At 63.6% G+C, this 22321-nt stretch carries 22 protein-coding genes; 13 read left to right on the top strand and 9 right to left on the bottom strand.

The genetic code is table 11. The annotated features are described in order from the left end of the window. Window positions 1-9 precede the first annotated feature (9 nt). The 4 genes from hpaE (at window position 10) to hpaH (ending at window position 4249) form a co-directional block, all read left to right on the top strand. A complete protein-coding gene (gene hpaE, locus L610_RS04455; protein ID WP_144702833.1) occupies window positions 10-1521 on the top strand; it encodes a 5-carboxymethyl-2-hydroxymuconate semialdehyde dehydrogenase in 1512 nt (503 codons plus the stop codon). Between the two features lie 64 nt (window positions 1522-1585). Further along, window positions 1586-2566, top strand: coding sequence for a 3,4-dihydroxyphenylacetate 2,3-dioxygenase (hpaD, locus tag L610_RS04450; protein WP_144702829.1), 981 nt, complete (start codon window positions 1586-1588; stop codon window positions 2564-2566). Window positions 2567-2576: 10 nt separating this feature from the next. Further along, complete coding sequence (locus tag L610_RS04445) at window positions 2577-3452, top strand: fumarylacetoacetate hydrolase family protein (RefSeq protein ID WP_144702826.1); 876 nt, start codon at window positions 2577-2579, stop codon at window positions 3450-3452. Continuing rightward, a complete protein-coding gene (gene hpaH / locus L610_RS04440) occupies window positions 3449-4249 on the top strand; it encodes a 2-oxo-hept-4-ene-1,7-dioate hydratase (protein WP_144702822.1) in 801 nt (266 codons plus the stop codon). The genes L610_RS04445 and hpaH overlap by 4 nt, the downstream gene beginning before the upstream one ends. Window position 4250: 1 nt before the next feature. Here the strand turns inward: hpaH and L610_RS04435 are convergent, their stop codons facing one another. After that, window positions 4251-5417, bottom strand: coding sequence for a diphosphate--fructose-6-phosphate 1-phosphotransferase (locus L610_RS04435; protein WP_144702819.1), 1167 nt, complete (start codon window positions 5415-5417; stop codon window positions 4251-4253). A 126-nt stretch (window positions 5418-5543) separates the two neighbouring features. Here L610_RS04435 and L610_RS04430 point away from each other — a divergent pair, with 126 nt between their 5' ends. Beyond that, window positions 5544-5849 (top strand): hypothetical protein, encoded by a 306-nt coding sequence (locus L610_RS04430; protein WP_024846559.1) that lies wholly within the window; start codon window positions 5544-5546, stop codon window positions 5847-5849. Window positions 5850-5863: 14 nt separating this feature from the next. Here the strand turns inward: L610_RS04430 and L610_RS04425 are convergent, their stop codons facing one another. After that, complete coding sequence (locus L610_RS04425; protein WP_144702816.1) at window positions 5864-7060, bottom strand: pyridoxal phosphate-dependent aminotransferase; 1197 nt, start codon at window positions 7058-7060, stop codon at window positions 5864-5866. Window positions 7061-7515: 455 nt separating this feature from the next. On the opposite strand from L610_RS04425, the gene L610_RS04415 reads away from it, so the two are divergent. The 6 genes from L610_RS04415 (at window position 7516) to L610_RS04395 (ending at window position 14675) form a co-directional block, all read left to right on the top strand. Beyond that, the gene (locus tag L610_RS04415) at window positions 7516-8226 is read left to right on the top strand and encodes a nitroreductase (RefSeq protein ID WP_024846557.1); all 711 of its coding nucleotides are present in this window, start codon (window positions 7516-7518) and stop codon (window positions 8224-8226) included. Between the two features lie 90 nt (window positions 8227-8316). Continuing rightward, a complete protein-coding gene (locus L610_RS20140; protein ID WP_186441327.1) occupies window positions 8317-9729 on the top strand; it encodes a hypothetical protein in 1413 nt (470 codons plus the stop codon). Beyond that, on the top strand, window positions 9647-10663 hold the full coding sequence (locus L610_RS04410) for a mechanosensitive ion channel family protein (RefSeq protein WP_186441325.1): 1017 nt from the start codon (window positions 9647-9649) through the stop codon (window positions 10661-10663). Before L610_RS20140 ends, L610_RS04410 begins: the two co-directional genes overlap by 83 nt. 92 nt (window positions 10664-10755) lie before the next feature. After that, entirely contained in the window at window positions 10756-11025 is a 270-nt protein-coding gene (locus L610_RS04405) for a hypothetical protein (protein ID WP_144702810.1), read from the top strand. A 122-nt stretch (window positions 11026-11147) separates the two neighbouring features. After that, entirely contained in the window at window positions 11148-13709 is a 2562-nt protein-coding gene (locus L610_RS04400; RefSeq protein WP_144702807.1) for an FAD-dependent oxidoreductase, read from the top strand. Between the two features lie 141 nt (window positions 13710-13850). Continuing rightward, window positions 13851-14675, top strand: a complete 825-nt coding sequence (locus L610_RS04395; protein ID WP_024846553.1) for a DUF1194 domain-containing protein — start codon at window positions 13851-13853, stop codon at window positions 14673-14675. A 4-nt stretch (window positions 14676-14679) separates the two neighbouring features. Here the strand turns inward: L610_RS04395 and L610_RS04390 are convergent, their stop codons facing one another. Continuing rightward, a complete protein-coding gene (locus L610_RS04390; protein ID WP_144702795.1) occupies window positions 14680-15612 on the bottom strand; it encodes a GlxA family transcriptional regulator in 933 nt (310 codons plus the stop codon). Between the two features lie 259 nt (window positions 15613-15871). After that, a complete protein-coding gene (locus L610_RS20135; RefSeq protein ID WP_186441323.1) occupies window positions 15872-16042 on the bottom strand; it encodes a hypothetical protein in 171 nt (56 codons plus the stop codon). A 134-nt stretch (window positions 16043-16176) separates the two neighbouring features. Here L610_RS20135 and L610_RS04385 point away from each other — a divergent pair, with 134 nt between their 5' ends. Further along, a complete protein-coding gene (locus tag L610_RS04385; RefSeq protein ID WP_144702792.1) occupies window positions 16177-17073 on the top strand; it encodes a LysR substrate-binding domain-containing protein in 897 nt (298 codons plus the stop codon). A gap of 1 nt (window position 17074) precedes the next feature. Here the strand turns inward: L610_RS04385 and L610_RS04380 are convergent, their stop codons facing one another. The 4 genes from L610_RS04380 to L610_RS04365 form a co-directional block, all read right to left on the bottom strand. Further along, window positions 17075-19147, bottom strand: coding sequence for an ASKHA domain-containing protein (locus L610_RS04380; protein ID WP_144702789.1), 2073 nt, complete (start codon window positions 19145-19147; stop codon window positions 17075-17077). Between the two features lie 12 nt (window positions 19148-19159). After that, on the bottom strand, window positions 19160-20128 hold the full coding sequence (locus L610_RS04375) for a methyltetrahydrofolate cobalamin methyltransferase (protein WP_144702786.1): 969 nt from the start codon (window positions 20126-20128) through the stop codon (window positions 19160-19162). A gap of 74 nt (window positions 20129-20202) precedes the next feature. Beyond that, window positions 20203-20505: a virulence factor gene (locus L610_RS04370; RefSeq protein WP_144702783.1), complete on the bottom strand. Its 303-nt coding sequence runs from the start codon at window positions 20503-20505 to the stop codon at window positions 20203-20205. Between the two features lie 102 nt (window positions 20506-20607). After that, on the bottom strand, window positions 20608-21228 hold the full coding sequence (locus L610_RS04365) for a DUF1638 domain-containing protein (RefSeq protein ID WP_144702780.1): 621 nt from the start codon (window positions 21226-21228) through the stop codon (window positions 20608-20610). A 53-nt stretch (window positions 21229-21281) separates the two neighbouring features. Here L610_RS04365 and L610_RS04360 point away from each other — a divergent pair, with 53 nt between their 5' ends. Then, window positions 21282-21443 carry a hypothetical protein gene (locus L610_RS04360; protein ID WP_024846546.1) on the top strand — a complete coding sequence of 54 codons (162 nt, stop codon included), beginning with the start codon at window positions 21282-21284 and terminating at the stop codon, window positions 21441-21443. Between the two features lie 29 nt (window positions 21444-21472). Here the strand turns inward: L610_RS04360 and L610_RS04355 are convergent, their stop codons facing one another. Then, the gene (locus tag L610_RS04355; RefSeq protein WP_024846545.1) at window positions 21473-22168 is read right to left on the bottom strand and encodes a B12-binding domain-containing protein; all 696 of its coding nucleotides are present in this window, start codon (window positions 22166-22168) and stop codon (window positions 21473-21475) included. Between the last annotated feature and the right edge of the window lie 153 nt (window positions 22169-22321).

Below are 22321 nucleotides of genomic sequence, written 5' to 3'. Positions count from 1 at the left end.
GGAGGATCCATGTCCCAACTCGAAGAAAACCTGAAGAAGGCCAATGCCTGGCTCGAGCGGTTCCGCGCCGAGGGCGTGAAGAACCAGATCGCCGGAGAGGCAGTCGACGCCGCTGACGGCGCGACCTTCGACACGATTTCGCCAATCGATCTCAAGCCTTTGGCCAAGGTTGCTCGCGGCAAGGCGGAAGATATCGACCGGGCGGCCAAGGCCGCGAAGGCGGCGTTCCCTGAATGGTCGCGGATGGATGGCGACAAGCGCAAGAAGCTTCTGCACAAGGTGGCGGACGCGATCGTTGCCCGCGCTGAGGAAATCGCTTTCGTCGAGTGCATGGACACCGGCCAAGCGCTGAAATTCATGTCGAAGGCGGCCCTGCGCGGTGCCGAAAACTTCCGCTTCTTTGCCGACCGCGCGCCGGAAGCACGCGACGGCAAGGCACTGCGGGGTCCCGGCCAGGTCAACATGACGACACGCGTGCCGATCGGCCCTGTCGGCATCATCACGCCGTGGAACACGCCGTTCATGCTGTCGACCTGGAAGATTGCACCGGCGCTGGCTGCCGGCTGTACGGTGGTGCACAAACCGGCGGAACTTTCGCCGCTTACCGCGCGGCTGCTGGTCGAGATCGCCGAGGAAGCTGGCCTGCCGAAGGGCGTCTGGAACCTCGTCAACGGCTTTGGCGAGGAGGCCGGCAAGGCGCTGACCGAGCATCCCGACATCAAGGCGATCGGCTTCGTCGGCGAGAGCCGCACTGGCTCGCTGATCATGAAGCAGGGCGCCGATACGCTGAAGCGCGTTCACTTCGAGCTCGGCGGCAAGAACCCGGTGGTCGTGTTCGCTGACGCCGACCTTGAGCGCGCCGCGGATGCTGCCGTCTTCATGATCTACTCGCTCAATGGCGAGCGCTGCACGTCGTCGTCGCGCCTGCTGGTCGAGGCGTCGATCCATGACGAGTTCCTGGCGAAGGTTGCCGAGAAGGCCAAGCGCATCAAGATCGGCCATCCGCTCGACCCGAAGACGGTGATCGGTCCGCTGATCCATCCGGATCACGAGAAGAAGGTGCTTTCGTATTTCGACCTCGCCAAGCAGGAAGGCGCGACCATCGCCGCGGGCGGGCGCAAGGTCGAGGGCGAGGGCTGTTATGTCGAGCCGACGCTGTTCACCAACGCGAACAACACCATGCGCATCGCCCAGGAGGAAATTTTTGGGCCGGTGCTGACCGCGATCCCGTTCAAGGACGAGGAAGAGGCAATCACGCTGGCAAACGAGGTCAATTACGGCCTTGCCGGCTACCTCTGGACCTCGGACGTTACCCGCGCCTTCCGGTTCTCCGATGCGATGGATTCCGGCATGATCTGGGTGAATTCGGAGAACGTCCGCCACCTGCCGACGCCGTTCGGCGGCATGAAGAGCTCCGGCATCGGGCGTGATGGCGGCGACTGGTCGTTCGACTTCTACATGGAGACGAAGAACATCTCGTTCGCTACGGTCGCCCACGCAGTACCGAAGCTCGGCGGTTGATTAGAATCAAGAAGTAAGAGGCTTTTCTTCGCCATAGTTGGCATGAGGAAAAGCGGAGGAGCACATGCCAGTACCAGCACCAAATCTGTCGCCAGCGTTCAACATCGTGCGGCTGAGCCACGTCGAGCTCGTCGTGCGCGACATTGCCGTCAGCAAGGCGTTCTATGTCGACACGCTGGGCATGCAAGTCACCTACGAGGACAGCGAGACGCTCTGCCTGCGGGCGATGGAGGAACGCGGCCACCACAGCATCGTCCTGAAGAAGGGCACCGAGCCGGTCGCGAATGTGATGGGCTTCAAGGTCTTTTCCGAGGAGGACCTGGACAAGGCGGAAGCGTTCTTTGCGGAGAAGGGGCTGCCAATCGCCTGGGTCGAGCGCCCGCACCAGGGGCGCACACTGCGCACGACCGACCTCTTCGGCGTGCCGATCGAGTTCTACAACAAGAKGGAGCGGCTGCCGCCTATCCACCAGAAGTACGCGCTGTATCGCGGCGTGAAGCCGCTGCGCATCGACCACTTCAACTTCTTCACCACAAATGTCGACGACTCCGTCGCATTCTGGAACGAGATGGGTTTTCGCGTCACGGAGTATACGGAAGACTCCGAAACCGGGGGGCTCTGGGCGGCGTGGATGCACCGCAAGGGCGGCGTGCATGACGTGGCCTTTACCAACGGTCGCGGCCCGCGCCTGCACCACACCGCGTTCTGGGTGCCGACGCCGCTCAACATCATCGACCTGCTCGATCTGATGTCGACCACCGGCTATCTCGCCAACATCGAGCGCGGCCCGGGCCGTCACGGCATTTCGAATGCCTTCTTCCTCTATGTGCGGGATCCGGACGGCCACCGCATCGAGATCTACTGCTCCGACTACCAGACCTGCGACCCGGACCTTGAGCCGATCCGCTGGGATCTCAAGGACCCGCAGCGTCAGACGCTCTGGGGCGCGCCGGCACCGCGCAGCTGGTTCGAGGAAGGTTCTGTCTTCCCCGGCACCGAGGTGCAGGAGCCGTCGCTCAAGGCCCAGCCAATCATCGCGCCATAGGAATTCCCCCATGACCCGACCACGTCTTGCAAGCTTTCATGCCGAGGGTGCCGACCGCTATGGCATGATGACAGCTAGCGGCATGATCGACCTCTACGCGCGGTACCATAACCGCTGGCCGAGCTTGCAGGCCGTGGTCGAGAAGGGCGACCTGCACGAGCTTGCTGAACTCGGCGAGAAATATCCGGTCACCTATTTCGAGAACGAGATCACGTTCCTCAGGCCGCTCGCCTCGCCAGAAAAAATCATCTGCGTCGGGGTGAACTATCCGGACCGCAACGAGGAGTACAAGGACGGGCAGGAGGCGCCGCGCTATCCGTCGCTGTTCCCGCGCTTTCCCCGCTCCTTCGTCGGCCACGGTCACCCTCTGGTCCGCCCGAAGGCCTCGGAGCAGCTCGACTATGAGGGTGAGGTCGTCCTCGTCATCGGCAAGGGCGGCCGGCATATCCCGGAAGCGGATGCATTGAATCACGTTGCGGCGATAACTCTCTGCAATGAAGGCACAATTCGCGACTGGGTACGGCATGCAAAGTTCAACGTCACCCAAGGCAAGAACTTTGAGTCCTCTGCCGCGATGGGCCCGTGGCTTGTTCCTTTTACCGACGAAGCGCAGATCGCCGACATCCGCCTGACAACGCGGGTCAACGGCGAAGTCCGTCAGGACGACCGCACCTCGCGGATGATCTTCTCGTTCCGCCGGCTCATCAACTACATCTCGACCTTCACGACGCTGGTGCCGGGCGATGTCATCGTCACCGGCACGCCGACCGGCGCAGGAGCGCGGCTCGATCCCCCGGTGTGGCTGAAGCCCGGGGACGTGGTCCAGGTGGAGGCCGAAGGCATCGGCATCCTGCGCAATGGCGTCACCGATGAGGTCATCGAATGACGCCGCAGGAGATCGAGCAGGCCGCAGCGGCGCTCGACGAGGCGGAGCGGACGCGCAAGCAGATCGGGCTTCTGTCGCTGCGCTTTCCGGGCATGACGATGGACGACGCCTATTCCGTCCAGGCGGCATGGACCGCAAGGAAGCTGCGCGAGGGTAGGCGCATCATCGGCCGCAAGATCGGCCTCACGTCAAAGGCAATGCAGCAGGCGCTCAATATCGACATTCCGGATTCCGGTGTGCTGTTTGACGACATGCTGTTCGACAACGGCGCGATCATACCTGCGGGCCGCTTCATCCAGCCGCGCATAGAGGCCGAGATCGCCTTCGTGATGAAGTCGGACCTCGCCGGGCCCGACGTGACGGTCGCCGATGTGCTCGCCGCCACTGACTACGTGGTGCCGTCGCTCGAGATCCTTGACACCCGCATTCTGCGTGTCGATCCCGAGACGAAGAAGAGCCGCAACATCTGCGACACGATCGCGGACAATGCCGCGGATGCCGGGCTGGTGCTCGGCGAGCAGAGGCTCGACCCGCGCCAGATCGACATGCGTTGGATGGGGGCGATCGTCTTCCGCGACGGGGAGGTCGAGGAAACCGGCCTTGGCGCGGGGGTGCTGAATGATCCGGCGGCCGGGATCGCCTGGCTCGCCAACCGGCTGGCGATCTATGGCGACAGCATCCGCGCGGGCGAGGTGGTCCTGTCCGGCTCGTTCGTGCGACCGGTGGAGGCCCCCTCCGGCTCAAATATCGTCGCGGATTTTGGCGCCTACGGCACCGTCGAGTGCCGCTTCGGCTAGATCAGACGAGCGGTTTCGCCGGATTGTAGCGGCGCGGCAGCAGGCGCTCGAAATAGGCGCGACCAGCGGCGGATAGGCCGTTTTCGTCGGCTTCCAGGAAATCCATCGGCATGTGGCGCGTCTTGCCCGCGACATTTTCGAGCGGGACCTTGCGGGTGACGATGCGACTGCCGTCATACTGCAACGCGACCGAGCCGCCGCCTTCGCCGGCAACCGTCACCGCGTAGGCACCGGCGTCGAACGCTTCCTGCGCATCGACCGGGCTGATCATGCCGATATTGCCGCGAGGCAGGTAGCCAAAGGTGTCGACGCGGGCGCGAATGCCCTTGAGGTCCTCGGCGATGACGCGCTCGATCGCCTGGCCGAGGTCTGTGCCGGACAGGCGGATGTTGCCGTGCGCGTCGCGCTCCAGCATTTCCGGCGGCACCAGTTCCTCCACCATCGACTTGCCGGACGGCGACGAGATGCCCTCGGAAATGGCGACGATGCAGCGGCCGTGCTTTGCCATCACGCGCTTGACGTCATCGACGAACCGGTGGCGCTCGAAGGCGCGCTCCGGCACGTAGACGAGATGCGGACCGCTGTCGTCATCGAGGCGCCAGGCGGTCGAAGCAGCAGTCAGGAAGCCGGCATGGCGGCCCATGACGATGCCGCAGTAGAGGCCGGGCAGTGCGCGGAAGTCGAGATCAACCGACAGGAAAGAGGCAGCGACGAATTCGGCAGCCGAGATGAAGCCCGGCGTGTGGTCATTTTCCTCGAGATCGTTGTCGATGGTCTTCGGCGCGTGGACGAAGGCAATGTCCCCACCGGCCGCGTCGCGCAGGATCGCCTGCGTGCCCGAGGTGTCGTTACCGCCGATGTAGATGAAGGCGGTGGCGCCGATCGAACGCAGGCCCTTGAGGATCTTTTCGCAGTAGGCGGCATCCGGCTTGTCGCGGGTCGAACCGAGCGCCGCACTTGGCGTCGCCGCGATCTGCCGGAGCTGCTCTTCCGGTATGCTGGACAGATCCACGAGGTCGCCATCGCGGATACCGCGAACGCCATAGCGCGATCCGAGAATTCGGCAGCCTGGATGCTGACGCCGCGCTTCCAGCACGATGCCAGCCAGTGTCTGGTTGATCACCGCGGTTGGGCCGCCGCCCTGCGCAATCACGAATGTCTCGCTCACGGCATCCTCCTCAAACTGTGATTATCTCTTAAATCGATTGAAGTGTCGGTTCAATGATCCAGGTCACTATCCGAACGGCGAAGTCGAGCTAGATCATGCACAAACGGTTCTTGAAAGGATCATCACATGCGTGGACGTATCGCAACCACAGTGCTTTTGCTGGCCGCCCTGACGACGCCCTTGATGGCTGAGGAAAGGCGGCCGGACGCTCGGAAATTGACGTGCCAGCAGGTTCAGGACCTGATCTGGCAGCGCGGCGCGGCAGTCATCACGACCGGCCAGTACACGTATGAGCGCTTCGTGTCTGCGCGCGGCTTTTGCGAAACGCCCTATGTGCCGCGCCCGCGGCGTATCAGCACCCGCGACACCGACCGCTGCGAGGTCTATGCGTGCGAGCGCGATCCGTTCGAGGACATGTTCGAGCGCTGGTAAGGCGCTCGACTGCCTTAGGCGCGCCGCTCGATCTTCCTGTCCAGATAGCTGCCGGCGAAGCGCGCGATGCGGCTTGCCGCCTCGCGCAGCAACTCGTCCGGCTGGCAAAGGCTGATGCGGATGTGACCGCTCGCCGACTTGCCAAAGCTGCGGCCCGGCATGACGGCGACCTGCTCATTGTTGAGCAGGCCCCACGCGAAGGCTTCGTCGTCCGGCTCCACGGCTGAGACGTCCAGCATGACATACATGCCGCCTTCTGACCCGCGCACGCCGATCCCGTTCATGCTGCGCACGGCGTCGAGGAACACGGCGCGGCGCTCCGCGTAACGCGCCGCGATCTCCGCGACGCCGTGGTTGTTCTCCAGCGCATCGATGGCTGCACGCGACAGGAAGTCCGGCAGACCGTAGGTCGAAACGAGGTTGAGGCTGACCATCCGTTCGATGATCGCCTGCGGCCCCGTGAGCCAGCCGATGCGCCAGCCGGTCATGCCGTGGCTCTTCGACATCGAGTTCACGACCAGCGTGCGCTCGGCCATGCCGGGTAGCGAGCGCGGCGACAGGTGCTGGTGGTTGCCGCCGATCGTCCAGTAGACCTCGTCGGAGATCAACCACAGGTCATGCCGGCGGCAGATGTCTGCGATGCCTTCCAGCGTCTCGCGGGTGTAGACCGCACCAGTCGGGTTGTTCGGCGTGTTGATGAGGATCACGCGCGTGTTGGGGCGAACGGCCGCTTCGATGTCCGCGGCGCGCGGCTGGAAGCCGTTCTCCGCAGGAGCATCGACCACCGAAATATCCACCAGCGCCGAACGGAAGGTCGGCGGATAGGTGGCGTAGTAGGGTGAGACGATGATGGCGTGGTCGCCAGGATCGGTCGCCGCCAGGCTTGCCGCAAACAGCGCCGCCTGGCCGCCGGGCGTCCCGATCACTTCCTGCCAGGTCGTCTCGACGCCTGTGCAGGCGGCCGACGCTTTCGCCATGGCCTCGCGCAGGCGCGGAATGCCGGCAAGCTGCGTGTAGTGGTGGTGCCCGGCGCGAAGCTCGCGCACGCAAGCCTCCACCGTCGCCTCGGGCGTGTGGAAATCATGGTCGCCGACCGACAGCATGATGATCGGCTCGCCCGCATGGCGGCGCGTCATTGCTTCGAAGTGAACCTCCCAGCCGTCCTTGCCGGAAGGGGTGATTCCGGCAACACGCGATGAAAGTCGTGGCATTTTCGTCTCTCTGTCTGCGGCGGCTCAGGCCGTGAGCCGCACATTCTCCGAATTCCAAAGGGGCGGTCCGGGTGGATCGTCGCTGTGTAGCGCGCGCCGAAGATCTCGACTCCACCTTTTCGCCGGGGACTGCAAGACAGCTGCGCGATGGATTGATCAACCCGATGGCCCCAGCCGCCCGAAAGCGTCTCCCCGGCGATGCGATCTTCGTGCCAGAGCGTCGACACGTAGGGTGCCTCGGAGGGACCCGAATTGTCGATGGTGAGAACCACGAATTTTCTTGATGAACCCTTCTGCTTTTCTGACAAGAGCGCGTTCTTGCCGATGAAACCCGCTTATCCCAGCCTCCCCACACACGCCTGCTGGGCCAAAGGATTTGCCTGGCGTGACGGTTTCGCCTATGCCTCGCTCGCGAAACGGAACGATTTGCCCCTCAGGCACCGAAAAGGCGTGACATGCTCGCACCAGACACGAAGATCGGAATGTCCGAAAGAACAGCGATCGTCGATGAAGCGCTGAACTCGCGGAAGTCCGTACGCGCGTTCCTGCCTGATCCTGTCGACGAAGAGACGATCAAGGATATCTTGCGCGTCGCCTCGCGCGCGCCATCCGGGACCAACATGCAGCCGTGGAAGGTCTATGTCCTCACCGGCGAGAAAAAGCAGCAGGTCACGGACGCGATCCTCAACAGCGGGATCCGCCCTGAGAAGGCAGTGTGGGACGAGTATGTCTACTATCCCGACCACTTCTTCGAGCCCTACCTGACGCGACGCCGCACCGTCGGCTTCGCTCTCTACAGCGCGCTCGGCATCGGCAGGCGCGAGGTGGAGAGAATGCGCGCGCAGCACGATCGTAACTTCACCTTCTTTGATGCGCCGGTCGGCATGATCTTCACCATCGACCGCAGGCTCAATAAGGGCTCGTGGATCGACCACGGCATGTTCTTGCAATCCATCATGATCGCGGCGCGGGGCAGGGGACTGGACACCTGCCCGCAAGCGGCCTTCGCGCCCTACCACCGCCAGATCAGGCCGCTACTCAATATCCCCGACGAGGAGATCGTCGTCTGCGGCATGGCCCTGGGCTACGAGGATCCGACCAAGCCCGAGAACAGCCTGCGCACCGAGCGCGCGCCGCTGGAAGAATTCGTGACCTTCGTCCGCTAGGGGACGGGGGCTTTTCCTCCGTCCGCTTGCGCATCTCGCAGCCTCGCCTAACTATGCGAGGGCTCACTCACCACGGGACAGCCCGCACGCATGACGCTGCCTATCCGCCCCATCCCCCGACTCCTGATTGTCCTGATGCTGCTGCTCGGCGGCCAGGCACTGGCCCAGGACGCTGGCGATGGGACGGAGGCACCGGCGACCCTCGCCGTCGAGAGCGACAACGCCGCTGCCGATCAGAGCGAGAAGATCGCAGCGATTGCAAAACGCACCGACCAGCTCAAGGCGCAGATGGAGCTGAACGCCACCGACGATGGCGTGCTTGCAGAAATCCGCGCCCAGCTCGAGGAAATGAACCGCGAGCTGCTGGGAAGCGGAGCGGCGTTCCGGCCGAGGCTGGAAGCGATCAACGCCCGCCTCGACGAAATTGGTGCGGCGGCCGACGGTGAGCCGGCGACGCTTGCAGCCGAGCGCCAGAACCTGACCACCGAGAAGACGAGCATCAATACGCTGCTGGGCGAGGCCGAGGCGCTGTCGGTGCGTATCAGCGGCATGGTGGAGGAGATCGCCCGCACGCGGCGCGAGCTGTTCGCTAACACCCTCTCGCGGCGCTACGACATCGGCGCGGCGATCAACCAGGATGTCTTGCGCGACCTCGCCACCGAAAGCGGTAAGCTCACGAGCGCGGTCGCGTCGTGGCTGCGCTTCGTCCTCAACTACAAGCTGCCGAGCGTTCTCCTGGCGACGGCCTTGGCGCTGCTCGCCGCCTTCGCGCTCTCATTCGGCGGCAGGCGGCTGTTCGGGCGTACGTTCGTTGCCGACCCGGAGACGCTTGATCCGACCTACCTCAGTCGCCTGTCCGTTACCTTCTGGTCGACGCTGATCCCGACGGCGGCACTGGCGGTCTTCTTCGCGGCAACCTGGTTCCTCTACGACTACTTTGGGATCCTCAGGCGCGACATCGACCAGCTGATGATCGCGCTGTTCAACGTCATTGCCGTCGTTTTCTTCGTCTACCGGCTGGGGGGGGGGYCTCTCCCCGCCGCGCCKGCCGGCCTGGCGGCTCCTGCCGGTGCGCACGCCCGCAGCGCACACCCTGTTCTGGCTCGTCTTCTTCACAGCGCTGGTCACGGCAGGCGACTTCTTCGGCGGCCGCGTCAACGAGATCATGCGCTCGCCGCTTTCGCTGACCGTCGCCAAGAGTTTCTTCGCAACGGTGATCGTCGGCCTGCTGGTAATCTCGTTTGGTTGGGTACGTCCGTTCGAGGACGAAGAGGGCCGACCAAAGCGCTGGCACCCGCTATTCCGCGCCTTTGTTTACCTGGTCGGCGGCGGCACCATCATCGCGGCTTTCCTCGGCTACATCGGGCTTGCGCGGTTCATCTCGCAGCAGATCGTCGTCACCGGCGGGATCCTGACGACAATGTACATCGGCTACCTGTCGGCCAGCGCGATTTCCGAAATTGGTGCGTTCAAGCGCAGCCGTCTGGGGCGCAAGCTGAGTGATCGTTTCAGCCTCGACGAGGCAACCGAGGATCAGATCGGTCTCGCCCTGTCGATGATGATCAACATCATGGTGCTGGCGATCGGCCTGCCGCTGATCTTCCTGCAGTGGGGCTTCCGCTGGGGCGACATCAGTTCGTGGACCTATAACTTCGCCAACGAGATCCGGATTGGCTCGATCTCCTTCTCGCTGATCGGCATCGTCACCGGCATCGTCGTATTCATGGTCGGCTACTTCGCCACCCGCGCCTTCCAGCGCTGGCTGGACGGCAAGGTGATGGCGCGCGGACGTGTCGACGCGGGCGTACGCAATTCCGTCAGCACAGCGGTCGGCTACGCCGGTGTCCTGATCGCCGGCCTGATCGGCCTGTCGGCCGCGGGTATCGATCTCTCCAGCTTTGCGCTGGTCGCCGGTGCGCTCTCCGTCGGTATCGGTTTTGGCCTGCAGAACATCGTCAATAACTTCGTGTCCGGCCTAATCCTGCTCGCCGAACGGCCGTTCAAGGTAGGCGACTGGATCGTCGCGGGCGGCTTCGAGGGCAATGTCCGCAAGATCAGCGTCCGCGCGACGGAGATAGAGACGTTCCAGCGCCAGACCGTGATCATGCCGAACTCGACCTTCATCAATGCGGCGCTAGGCAACTGGACCCATCGCAACCGTCTCGGCCGCGTTGACATTCCAATCGTCGTGCACTTCTCCAACGACCCGCGCGTCGTGCATGCGGTGCTGACGGCGGTCGTCACCGGACATCCGCAGACGTTGAAGAACCCGGCGCCGTCTGTCACCTTCGACGGCTTCACCGATGCCGCGCTCAACTTCACCATCAAGGCCTTCGTCGCCGACATCACCAGCACCACCTCGTACAAGAACGAACTGCGTTTCCAGATCGTCGAGCGCTTCAAGGCTGAAGGGATCAACGTCGGCGCGCCAGCCTGATCTTCGTTCAGTTGGCGTTCAGCTTGGTTCCACTATAGAAATTCGCGAAGGGAATGATCCCCGCGCCCAAGGGTGGGAGGCATCGAAAGCAGATGAACAGAATCATCCAGGTTGCGACGCTGTCGCTGGCGATTGCCTCGCCTGCCATGGCGCGGGCTGCGACGGTGACCAACCTCGACGATGTCGACTACACGCTTGCGGTCACTGAAGGCACGACTCAGTCGCAGGTCACGGTCGCGGCGGGTGAGTCGATCGAGATTTGTTCGCAGGGCTGCTTCCTGACCATGCCGAACGGCGACCGTGAGGTGCTGACCGGCCCCGAACAGCTCCAGATCCAGGACGGACGCATCAAAGTCCAGTAGGCGATCAACAGGAAGCGCCGCGCTCGTCGCGCGGCGTTTGTCCAATGTCGCAAACAGGCTTCGTGCCGCCTGCGTCATCGCCCTATAGTCCCCCGGCAATATCGTGTCGGAGCATAGTGGGCATGGCAGAATTTCCGAGCAAGGCGAAGGTCGTCATCATCGGCCTCGGTGGCATCGTCGGCGCATCGATCGCGCATCATCTGGTCGAGCGCGGCTGGGATGACATTGTCGGCATCGACAAGTCGGGCATTCCGACGGACATCGGCTCGACCGCACACGCCTCCGACTTCTGCTACACGACCAGCCACGACTACCTGTCGGTCTGGACGACGCAGTACTCGATCGATTTCTACGAGAAGATGGGGCACTACGCCCGCATCGGCGGCCTCGAGATCGCGCGCGCCGGCGACGAAACCTGGATCGAGGAGATCAAGCGCAAGCTGACCTCTGCGAAGGCATTCGGCACCCGCGCGCACTACGTCTCGCCGGAAGAAATCAAGAAACTGTTCCCGCTGATCGAGCAGGACAAGGTGATGGGCGGCATGTTCGATCCGGACGCCGGCCTCGTCATCCCGCGCTCGCAGACAGTGGCGGGCAAGCTGGTTGATGCAGCCGAGAAGGCTGGCAAGCTGCGCGCCTTCGCCAACACTCCGGCACAGTCGCTGATCGTCGAGAACAGCCGCATCAAGGGCGTCGTCACCCACCGCGGCACGATCGAAGCGGACCATGTGATCGTTGCGGCAGGCCTCTGGGGCCGCCTGATCGCGGAAATGGTCGGGGAGGACCTGCCGGTGATGCCGGTCGACCACCCGCTCACCTTCTTCGGCCCGTTCGGTGAGTTCGCCGGAACCGGCAAGGAGATCGGCTACCCGCTGCTGCGCGACCAGGGCAACTCGGCCTACATGCGCGACACCGGGGACCCGAAGACCACCGAGGGCGGCCAGATCGAGTGGGGCTACTACGAGACGGACAATCCGCGCCTCTGCCACCCGCGCGAACTCCTGGAAAAGCACGAGGCGCGCCTGTCGCCGTCGCAACGCGACCTTGAGATGGAACAGATTCTCGAGCCGCTGGAGCGCGCGATCGAGCTGACGCCGATCCTTGGCGAGCTCGGCTACAATGAAAGCCACTCCTTCAACGGCCTGCTGCAGGTCTCGGCCGCAGGCGGTGCGTCCTGCGGCGAGAGCCAGAAGGTGAGGGGCCTCTGGTACTGCGTCGGCATCTGGGTCAAGGATGGCCCGGGCTACGGCAAGCTGATTGCTGACTGGATGACCGACGGCCGCACCTCGATCGACCATTCGTCGATCGACTACGCCCGCTTCTACCCGCACCAGCTGGACGAGAAGTTCATCGAAGGCCGCTGCTACGAAGCCGCGCAAAAGATCTACTTCCCGGCCGTGCACCCGCGCGAGCCTTATGCGACCGGCCGCAACATCCGCCGTTCGCCGTTCTACGAGCGTGAGGTCGAACTCGGCGGCTACTTCATGGAACTGGGCGGCTGGGAACGCGCGCACGGCTACGCTGCCAACGAGCACCTGCTCGAAAAGTACGGTGACCGCGTGCCGGTCCGCGAGAACGAGTGGGACAACCGCCACTTCTGGCGCGTGTCGAACGCCGAGCATCTCGCCATGAGCGAGGATTGCGGCATCGTAAACTTGTCGCACTTTGCGATCTACGATGTCGAAGGTCCCGACCACGTCGAACTGATGGAGTGGCTCTGCGCGGCGAAGATTGGCGGCGACGGAAATATCGGAAAGGGCATCTATACCCATTTCCTCGATGACGAAGGCATGGTGCGGGCTGACCTGACGGTCATCCGCATGGCGGACCGCTGCCGCGTCATCGACGGTGCCGATGCCGGCCCCCGTGACTTCCACTACATGCGCCGCGTCGCCGAGGACAAAGGCTTCGACGTCACCATCACCGACGTCACCGAGAAGTACGTCACCATCGGCATCTGGGGCCCGAACGCACGCGTCACGCTGCAGAAGGTGGTCGAGGACCCGGCAGGGCTCTCGCCGGAAAACTTCCCGTTCGCGGCGATCAAGCCGATCCGCATTGCCGGCAAGGACGTCACCGCCTTCCGCATCTCCTATGTCGGCGAGCAGGGCTGGGAGCTGCACATGCGTTATGAGGACGGCCTGGCCGTCTGGGACGCGCTGCGCTCAACCGGCGTGATGGCGTTCGGCGTCGAGACCTATGCGAACTCGCGCCGCATGGAGAAGAGCCTGCGCCTGCAGAACGCGGACCTCATCACCCAGTACAACCTCATTGAGGCAGACCTTGCGCGCCCGAAGGTCAAGGAAGCGGACTTCCGCGGCAAGGCCAAGCACCTCGAATACAAGGCGCGGGCACACCAGCCGGCAATGCTCTGCACGCTGGTGATGACGGAAAACACCGACTCGAATGGCGTCAAGCGTTACCCCGTCGGCAACATGCCGGTGCTTGATCCGGAGACGAAGGAAGTGCTGGTCGACGAACTCGGTCGCCGCTCCTACACGACCTCGGTCGCTTACGGCCCGACCATCGGCAAGAACATCGCGCTCGCTTACCTGCCGTGGGCGTACTGCCAGGAAGGCCGCAAGCTCGAGGTCGTCTACTTCAACGAGACCTACCCGGTCGAGGTCGCGGCGGTCGGCTACCAGCCGCTGTATGACCCGGAGAATCTCAAGCCGCGCAGCTAGGATTCGCGCTACTGAGATACGAACAGCCCGGAGAGCATGACGCTCTCCGGGCTGTTTACGTAACGTCATCGTGATCGACGCTCCGCCTTCTTCTTCCTTCCAGGGCCTGTTCTTGAAGCCGTCATTCCGTATCCTTTCGGAATGACGTGGTTCCGGCAAACGCGGTTTGCCTTGCTGGCGAGCCTGATCCCATCGGTCGCGGCCGTGGCTGAGGGTGTTTGTGCCGAACCGGTGGATGTCGAACTGATTCTCGCTGTCGACGTCTCGCTTTCCATGTCCCCGGACGAACTGGCGATCCAGCGCGACGGATATGTCGCTGCGCTGACGCATGAACAGGTGATCCGGGCGATCCAGGACGGCGTGCACGGCAAGATCGCTCTCACCTACATGGAATGGGCCGGGGTGCCGATGCAGAACGTCGTCGTTCCCTGGACGGTCATCTCCAACCGGGAGGAGGCAGAAGCGTTCGCCCAAAAGCTGACGGTGCATCCGCCAGCAAGCGCGCGGCGCACCTCGCTGTCCGCAGCGCTCCATTTCGCTTCTGATCTTTTCGCCGAGAGCAGTTATTCGGGCACCAAACGCGTGGTCGACATTTCAGGGGACGGGCCGAATAACCAGGGAAGCCTGGTGACGGCCGCACGCGACGCATTGGTGGAGCAGGGGATCGTCATCAACGGCCTGCCGCTGATGACCCGCGGCACCGGCTTCGTCAGCGCGTATGACGTCGCCGATCTCGACCTCTACTACCAGAACTGTGTCGTCGGCGGGCCGGGATCGTTCATGATCCCTGTCAACGACTGGTCGCAGTTTCCCGAGGCGGTGCGGCGCAAGCTGGTGCTGGAACTAGCGGGACCCGCGCCCGGCGAGGCTCTGCCCATCGCGGCCGCCAAGGCCACACCAGAAGTCGACTGCGAGGTCGGGGAAAAGATGTGGCGCCAGCGGAACTACATCTGGGACAGTCGCTGACGCATCAGGCCGCCAGCTTGCGGTCGAGACGCTCCTGCTGCGGCGAGCGGGCGTAAAGCTCGCGATAGCACTTCGAAAAATGCGAGGCCGAGACGAAGCCGCAAGCCACGGCGACCTCGACTACCGGCATGGTCGACTGGATCAGCAAGTGCCGCGCGCGGTCGAGCCTGATCTCGAGGTAGTAGCGCGCCGGCGAGCGGCCCATCTCCTGGCGGAACAGGCGTTCGATCTGGCGGCGCGACAGGCCGACATGATCGGCGATCTCGACCAGCGACAGCGGTTCGGAGAGGTTCGCCTCCATCAGCTCGATGATGGTCAGCACCTTGGAGTTCTGGACGCCGAGGCGGGCGCGCAGCGGCAGGCGCTGGCGGTCGCTCGGGCTGCGGACGCGGTCGGTCAGCACCTGCTCGCAGACGCGGTTGACGAGGTTGTCGTCAAAGTCGTCGCCAATGAGCTTGAGCATCATGTCAAGCGCGGCGGTGCCGCCGGCGCAGGTGTAGATGTTGCCGTCGACCTCGAACAGGTCCGCGTAGACGTTGGCCTTCGGGAATGCCTCGGCGAAGCCCGGTAGGTTCTCCCAGTGGATGGCGCAGCGCTTGCCGGACAGCAGGCCAGCTTGAGCAAGGATATGCGCGCCGGTGCACAGGCCGCCGATCGCCACGCCGCGGTTGTACTCCTCACGCAGCCAGGCAAACACACTCTTCTGGTGGTATTTCTCGACGTTGAGGCCCGAGCAGACGATCACCATCGACGGGCGGCCCTCGCCGGACATGTGGCGCCGCTCTTCCTCGAGGGAGGTATCGACACCGCATTCAACGCCATTGGAGGCGCGCACCGGCTTGCCGTCGGCACTCGCAAGCCGCCACTTGTACGCCTCGTAGCCAAGCATCCGGTTGGCCGAGCGCAGCGGCTCCAGCGCGGTCGCGAAAGCGATCATCGTAAAGTCGGGAACAAGGAAGAAGACAATCGATCTTTTGACTGCTGCTTTCACGGACGACGCTGCCTCACAGGACTACAAACCGCCAACAGGTTATGTCGCGATCAACAAAGCCACAGCAGCAAAAGGCTTGGTTGTCAATGGCGTGGCGAGGTCGCTTTTTGAACAAGATTGGGACAGGCGCAAACGCGTAAGGCGAGGGTAGGAGGGCTGCCCGGCACGGAAGGGAAGTTGCTCCGTGCCGGGAGATAGGCCGTCCTCATCGGCGGGGTTCGTCGTTGGAACGCGTCGAGCGCTCGTACATGTCCGGCCAGCCGATATCCTTCTGGATTTCCTCCGGCAGGCTCGCCACATACATCATGGTCTGCGCCTGGCGATGACGACGACGTACCTGTTCGCCAAACCGGCTGATTGCACTTAGCAGAGACATGGTCCTTCTCCTCTTCAAAAGTCGGTGTCGCATGATGTGATCCCGAGGCTGTTGACTATGGGGAAGGTCTGATTTTCAATCAAACGAAATGAACTGATCGCTAAGTTCAGAAAGTTTGATGCGGAAGGCATCGTATGAACGCACCGCTCAATCACCCGATGCCGTTGCTGGACCTCGACGTCCTGCGCACCTTCGTCGCGATCGGCGAGACGGGCAGCTTCACCCAGGCGGCGGCTGCGGTGTTCCGCACGCCCTCTGCCGTGTCGATGCAGATCAAGAAGCTGGAGGAGATGCTGGGCGTGACCGTATTTTCGCGCGACGCGCGCGCGGTGACGCTGACCAACGAAGGCGAGATGCTGATGGGTTATGCCCGCCGGCTGCTCGCGCTCAACCGCGAGGCAGTGGCGAAGTTCATCGTCCCCGATATTTCAGGCGTCGTGCGTCTCGGCTCGCCTGACGACTACGGCGAGCGCGTGTTGCCGAATGTCTTGCGCCGCTTTGCTCAGACCCATCCGTCGGTAGCGGTGGACGTCACCATCGACATGAGCGTGAATCTTTTGCGCCGGATGGCCGAGCGCCAGCTCGACATCACGCTGTTCACGGTCTGCAGGGAGGTTCCGGGCGATGCCGAGGTGCTGCTGACGGAGCCGGTCGTGTGGGGCGGCGCATGCGGCGGCACCGCGCATCTGCGTGACCCATTGCCGGTTTCGCTCTGGGAAGAAGGCTGCGTCTGGCGCGCCGACGCGCTCGATGCGCTTGGGCGGGCGGGGCGCGACTACCGCGTTGCCTTTATGAGCGCGCACACCGCCGGTCAGCGGGCGGCAATATTGGCTGACCTTGCTGTCGCGCCGTTGCCGCGCTCCTTCATTGGCGAAGACATCGTGGCACTTGGGCCGGATGAGGGCCTGCCGGCGCTGTCGAACTACAATCTGGCGATGCGGGTCGCGACGGAGGCGCCGCCGCATGTGCTGGCGGCGGCGGACCATATCCGCGCGACCTTCGAATCCTTCCGCGAAACCGGAAAGTTCTGACCTACTCGCGCGCGCGCCGGGCTGCCCGCTCCTCGCGGGACCGGCGGCGCGGCACGGCTTCGCCCGAGCCGGAAGCGTCATCCGAAGGCGACTTCTTCGGCGGCAGCTTGACCTGCTCGGACAGCTTCACGAACGGATCGACTTTGTTCGGCAGCGCCATGGCGTTGACGAACAGCTGCTGGAAATGCGGTTCCAGCGCGGTCTCGATCTTCTCGATCTTCTGCACCGTCTGCTCGATCTCGCGACGATGCGTGCGGTTGAGCAGTGCCATCAGCGCGCCGTTGCCGGCGGCGTTGCCGACCGCCTTCACCTCGTCCAGCGAGCAGTCTGGAATGAGGCCAAGCACCATCGCGTATTTCGGATCGATGTACGAGCCGAACGCGCCGGCGAAGCGGATCGTGTCGACCTCGGTGATACCCTGCTTCTCCATCAGCAGCCGGATGCCGGCATAGAGTGCCGCCTTGGCAAGCTGGATGGCGCGGACGTCGTTTTGGGTGACGGTGATGCGCGGGCTGCCATCGTGGAGCAGGTAGGAGTAGGTGCGGCCGTTCTGCAGGATGCGCGGCGACTTCGCGGCGAGCTGGCCGTCGATGACGCCATCCTCGGAAATGATGCCGGACAGGAACATCTCGGCCACGACCTCGATGATCGCCGAGCCGCAGATGCCGGTGATTCCGAGGCGCTCCGCGGCTTCCGCAAAGCCTTCCTCATCCGACCATTTTTCCGAGCCGATGATGCGGAAGCGCGGCTCCAGCGTTTCCGGATCGATGCGCACGCGCTCGATGGCGCCAGGCGCGGCCCGCTGGCCGGAAGAAATTTCCGCACCTTCGAAGGCTGGGCCGGTCGGGGAGGATGCCGCGACGACACGCTGGCTGTTGCCGAGAATGATCTCAGCGTTGGTGCCGACATCGACCAGCAGCATCATGCGGTCCTGGCGGTGAGGGCCTTCCGACAGCGTTGCGGCGGCGGCATCCGCACCGACATGGCCGGCAATGCACGGCAGCAGGTACACACGCGCGCCCCGATTGACCTTGAGGCCAAGATCCTCGGCCTGCAGGTGCACCGCGCCCGATACCGCCAGCGCGAATGGCGCCTGGCCGAGCTCGGTCGGATCGATACCGAGGAACAGGTGGTGCATGATCGGGTTGGCGACGAAGACCGCGTCGAGGATGTCGTCGCTGGAAACGCCGCCTTCGGCGCAGACCTTGACGATCAGGTCGCTTATCGCCTCGCGCACGGCATTCGTCATCGCCTCGCGACCGTCTGGATTCATCATCACGTAGGACACGCGGCTCATCAGGTCTTCGCCGAAGCGGATCTGGGGGTTCGACGCACCGGCAGAGGCGACGATGCGGCCCGACAGCAGCGAGACGAGGTGCATTGCGATTGTCGTCGAGCCGATGTCGCAGGCAATGCCATAGGCCTCGTTGTGGAGGCCGGGCCAAAGGGCGATGATCGAGGGACGGTCGCTCTCCGCGTCGCGGTGGACAGCGGCCGTAACGCCCCAGTTCTCCTTGCGCAGGATCTTCTGCGCCTGCGGCAGCAGGTAAGCGTCTACCCGCGGGTCCTTCACGCCCCAGTCGCGCTCCAGCAGCGCCTTCAGCCGGTCGAGATCGCCGAGCGGCTTGTGCATGTCGGGCTCGTCCACTTCGACGTAGCAAAGGCGAACAGCGGGATTGCGCTCGAAGACGCGGTCGGTCGCCGCCTTGCGGACGACCTGCGCGTTGATGACCGTGTCCTGCGGCACGTCGATGACGAGGTCGCCCTCGATCGTCGACGAGCAGGACAATCGACGGCCGTCAGCCAGACCTCGCACGCGCTCATAACGCTCTTCCTTCGGCCCCTTCGGCGAGATGTGGTCGTTGGAGGAGACGATGCCGTGCTTGGCGAAATTGCCTTCCTGAACCACCACCTGGCAGCGGCCGCACGTGGCGCGGCCGCCGCAGACACTCTCGACATAAACGCCGAGCTGGCGGGCGGCGTCGAGCACGGGCGTACCCTTGGGGAAACGCCCCCGCTTGCCGGATGGCATGAAAAGAACGAGAGGGTCGGCGGCAGATACAGGCGGCTTCATTTCACTTCTGACTTAGTTGGAGAGGGCGGCCCTGCGTGCTTCGCGGCCGCCACGGCGACGGCCACCACCGGCTTCGCCCGGGGCATTCACCTGTACCGGGGCAGGGGCAGCGTGCTCGCCCGGCTTGTAGTCCTTGTAGGTCTTGATCCAGGTCATGCAGTCGCGATCGGTGCCGTTGAGCACGTTCGCGCCGCGGACCATTTCCATCTCCTGCGGACGGCAGGGGTTCATGATCGCGGAGGTCATGCCCGCGCCGATCACCATCGGGATGAAGGCGGCGTTGATGCCGTGGCGGTGGGGCAGGCCGAACGAGATGTTGGAAAGGCCACAGGTCGTGTTGACCTTGAGCTCCTCGCGCAGGCGGCGCAGTAGCGCGAACACCTGGAGGCCGGCGGTGCCCATCGCACCGATCGGCATGACGAGCGGGTCAACGACGATGTCATGGGACTTGATGCCGTAGTCGGCGGCGCGCTCGACGATCTTCTTTGCGACGGCGAAGCGAACGTCCGGATCAGGCGAGATGCCGGTCTCGTCGTTCGAGATCGCGACGACCGGAACGTCATACTTCTTGCAGAGCGGCAGGATCGCCTCGAGCTTCTCTTCCTCGCCGGTGACCGAGTTGATCAGCGGACGGCCCTTGGCGACCTTGAGAGCGGCCTCGATGGCGGCCGTGACCGAGGAGTCGATCGACAGCGGAACGTCCACGAGGTCCTGAACGATCTGCAGCGTCTGAACGAGCAGGGCTGGCTCGGTCGCATTAGGGTCGACGGCGGTAACGCCCGCATTGACGTCGAGCATGGTGGCGCCAGCAGCGACCTGCTCGATCGCGTCCTTGCGCACGGTATCGAAGTTGCCCGCTACCATCTCGGCGGCGAGCTTCTTGCGGCCGGTCGGATTGATGCGCTCACCGATGACGCAGAACGGCTGGTCAAAGCCGATGACGACTTCCCGGGTCGCGGAGGCGACGATGGTGCGGGTCATAGAGGTCTCTCTCCTGAATGATATAAAGGTTTGTTTATATCGTTATTGGCATTGGTCAACAAGGCGGTGACGTTTTAAGCCGTTTCCCGGCCGCCAGCCTTTACCAGCGCAACCAGCCGCTCGCGGTCATAGGCGGCGTCGAGATCGGCCGCGGCCTTATCGGCTTCAGCCTCAAGATCGTCGCTCACCGGCACGGGGTCGGATTTGCGCCATTCGGCAAGGTAGTCGTCGGTTTCGCTCGCGCCGGTGCGCATCGCGCACATGTCGATCGCTTCGGTGAAGCGCAGCGGCAGTTCGCGCTTGGCGTTCTGCCGGCCCTTCCGGACGATCACCTGCGCCGGGATATCGCGCCAGTAGACGATGACAAGGTCAGCCATGATGGTTCCGTTCCTGAGTGGAGAGAGAATTGCCGCGCCGCGTTGCGGACGCTTGTTGCGCGACGACGCGGGCAGGTTGAAAAACGACGCGCTAACAAACACTCACGGACGTGTCGCAGGCGTGGCTGCCGATACCAGCGCGCGGGGGAGGTCGCCATAGCCGGTGAAGCGCTTTTCATAGGCAAGGCCGAGCATTGCTGCGGCGTCCTGCGCCACCTTTTCCAGCGCCGGATCGTCCGTCTGCGCCAGGTAGACCAGCTTTTCGTAGTTGCCGAAGAAGTCGCGGGCGAGTTCGGGATGCTGGTCGAGACCCAGCGGCTTGATGAAGAACGATTCGAACTGCCGGCAGAGGAAGTCGGTAAAGTAGAAGGCGGTGATGTCGCTGTCCGCAACCTGCGCGAAGGCCTCAATACCCTGGTAGAAGGCGAAGCAATGCGGGCCGGCGAGGCGCTGCACGCCGTGCTTCTCGCAAACTGCGTCCAGCATGCCGCCGGTGCCGCAATCGGCATAGCCAACCAGGATGTTCTTCCAGCCTTCGGCCTTGGCCTTGCTGATCGCCGCGTCGATACCGGGCGCGATTTGATTAGGACGGAAGTGATACTCGGCGGGCAGGCAAGTCAGCTCAAGATGGTCGAGGCCATTCGCCGCTTTCACCGCAAGGATCTCACGCGCGAGCATCCCGCACGCGATGATGAGAACCTTTTCTGGGGCCGTGCGTTGCATTGGCGTCACTGATCCCGCGCACCCCGCGCTCTATCCCGATACGGAGAAAGATGATGAACCCGAAGGTCATTTCCAAGGTCGCAGCACTTGTCCTCGTCGCTGGTTTCGCTGCCGGCTGCGCAAACACGATCCGCGGCATGGGGGCGGACACGGCCAATGCTGTCGATGCTACGCAGCAGGCTGGCCGTTCCGTCGAGCGTTCGGCCAGCTACTGACTTTAATGCAACAGCGTTCTGCGCGGCTCTCAGGCCGCGCGAACGTTGTGACGGCGCTTCATGAAATCCTTGGCCGTCTCGACTGCGACAGCAGCGTCGCGGCAGTATGCGTCAGCGCCAACGGCCTTCGCGAATTCCTCGTTCAGCGGCGCACCGCCGACCAGGACGACGTAGTCGTCGCGAATACCCTTTTCCTTCAGCGTGTCGATGACCACCTTCATGTAGGGCATGGTGGTGGTGAGCAGCGCCGACATGCCGACGATGTCCGGCTTGTGCTCTTCGATCGCCGCCAGGTAGTTCTCGACCGGGTTGTTGATGCCGAGGTCAATCACGTCGAAACCGGCGCCTTCCATCATCATGCCGACGAGGTTCTTGCCGATGTCGTGGATGTCGCCCTTCACCGTGCCGATGACGAGCTTGCCCTGCTTCGGGGCATCGGTGGCGGCGAGCAGCGGGCGCAGGATGGCCATGCCGGCCTTCATCGCGTTCGCCGAGAGCAACACTTCCGGCACAAACAGGATGCCGTCGCGGAAGTCCTCGCCCACGATGCGCATGCCCTCGACGAGCGCCTGTGTCAGTACGTCGTAAGGTGCCCAGCCGCGCTCCAGAAGGATGCGCGTTCCTTCCTCGATCTCTTCCTTCAGACCATCATAGAGGTCGTCGTGCATCTGCTGCACGAGTTCATCGTCGGAGAGTTCGGACAGGATGATTTCGTCGTCGGACATTCCCAAGCTCCTGAAGACATGGCCCGCATCGCGGCGCGGCGGCTATTGCGGCCAATTCTTATGTTCCCCGACGCCGTTTGCTTATCTGATTTGCGACGTCGCGCAAGTGGAAAGCGACCGATTGCGATTTCAGTGATACGATAGTTTTCGCGG

This window comes from Aminobacter sp. J44, from assembly GCF_007829415.1.
GTDB lineage: Bacteria > Pseudomonadota > Alphaproteobacteria > Rhizobiales > Rhizobiaceae > Aerobium.
This window is presented reverse-complemented; position numbering and strand designations above follow the sequence as displayed.

What these genes read in the sequence shown, in the direction of transcription:
- L610_RS04375 (WP_144702786.1), bottom strand. Translation starts at nt 20,128, where the DNA reads ATGACCCGCACCATCGTCGCCTCCGCGACCCGGGAAGTCGTCATCGGC.
- L610_RS04365 (WP_144702780.1), bottom strand. Translation starts at nt 21,228, where the DNA reads ATGCAACGCACGGCCCCAGAAAAGGTTCTCATCATCGCGTGCGGGATG.
- L610_RS04445 (WP_144702826.1), top strand. Translation starts at nt 2,577, where the DNA reads ATGACCCGACCACGTCTTGCAAGCTTTCATGCCGAGGGTGCCGACCGC.
- L610_RS04405 (WP_144702810.1), top strand. Translation starts at nt 10,756, where the DNA reads ATGAACAGAATCATCCAGGTTGCGACGCTGTCGCTGGCGATTGCCTCG.
- L610_RS04380 (WP_144702789.1), bottom strand. Translation starts at nt 19,147, where the DNA reads ATGAAGCCGCCTGTATCTGCCGCCGACCCTCTCGTTCTTTTCATGCCA.
- L610_RS04415 (WP_024846557.1), top strand. Translation starts at nt 7,516, where the DNA reads ATGCTCGCACCAGACACGAAGATCGGAATGTCCGAAAGAACAGCGATC.
- L610_RS20135 (WP_186441323.1), bottom strand. Translation starts at nt 16,042, where the DNA reads ATGTCTCTGCTAAGTGCAATCAGCCGGTTTGGCGAACAGGTACGTCGT.
- hpaH (WP_144702822.1), top strand. Translation starts at nt 3,449, where the DNA reads ATGACGCCGCAGGAGATCGAGCAGGCCGCAGCGGCGCTCGACGAGGCG.
- L610_RS04370 (WP_144702783.1), bottom strand. Translation starts at nt 20,505, where the DNA reads ATGGCTGACCTTGTCATCGTCTACTGGCGCGATATCCCGGCGCAGGTG.
- L610_RS04430 (WP_024846559.1), top strand. Translation starts at nt 5,544, where the DNA reads ATGCGTGGACGTATCGCAACCACAGTGCTTTTGCTGGCCGCCCTGACG.
- L610_RS04425 (WP_144702816.1), bottom strand. Translation starts at nt 7,060, where the DNA reads ATGCCACGACTTTCATCGCGTGTTGCCGGAATCACCCCTTCCGGCAAG.
- L610_RS04385 (WP_144702792.1), top strand. Translation starts at nt 16,177, where the DNA reads ATGAACGCACCGCTCAATCACCCGATGCCGTTGCTGGACCTCGACGTC.
- L610_RS04400 (WP_144702807.1), top strand. Translation starts at nt 11,148, where the DNA reads ATGGCAGAATTTCCGAGCAAGGCGAAGGTCGTCATCATCGGCCTCGGT.
- L610_RS04360 (WP_024846546.1), top strand. Translation starts at nt 21,282, where the DNA reads ATGAACCCGAAGGTCATTTCCAAGGTCGCAGCACTTGTCCTCGTCGCT.
- L610_RS04390 (WP_144702795.1), bottom strand. Translation starts at nt 15,612, where the DNA reads ATGATCGCTTTCGCGACCGCGCTGGAGCCGCTGCGCTCGGCCAACCGG.
- hpaE (WP_144702833.1), top strand. Translation starts at nt 10, where the DNA reads ATGTCCCAACTCGAAGAAAACCTGAAGAAGGCCAATGCCTGGCTCGAG.
- L610_RS04395 (WP_024846553.1), top strand. Translation starts at nt 13,851, where the DNA reads ATGACGTGGTTCCGGCAAACGCGGTTTGCCTTGCTGGCGAGCCTGATC.
- L610_RS04355 (WP_024846545.1), bottom strand. Translation starts at nt 22,168, where the DNA reads ATGTCCGACGACGAAATCATCCTGTCCGAACTCTCCGACGATGAACTC.
- L610_RS04410 (WP_186441325.1), top strand. Translation starts at nt 9,647, where the DNA reads ATGTACATCGGCTACCTGTCGGCCAGCGCGATTTCCGAAATTGGTGCG.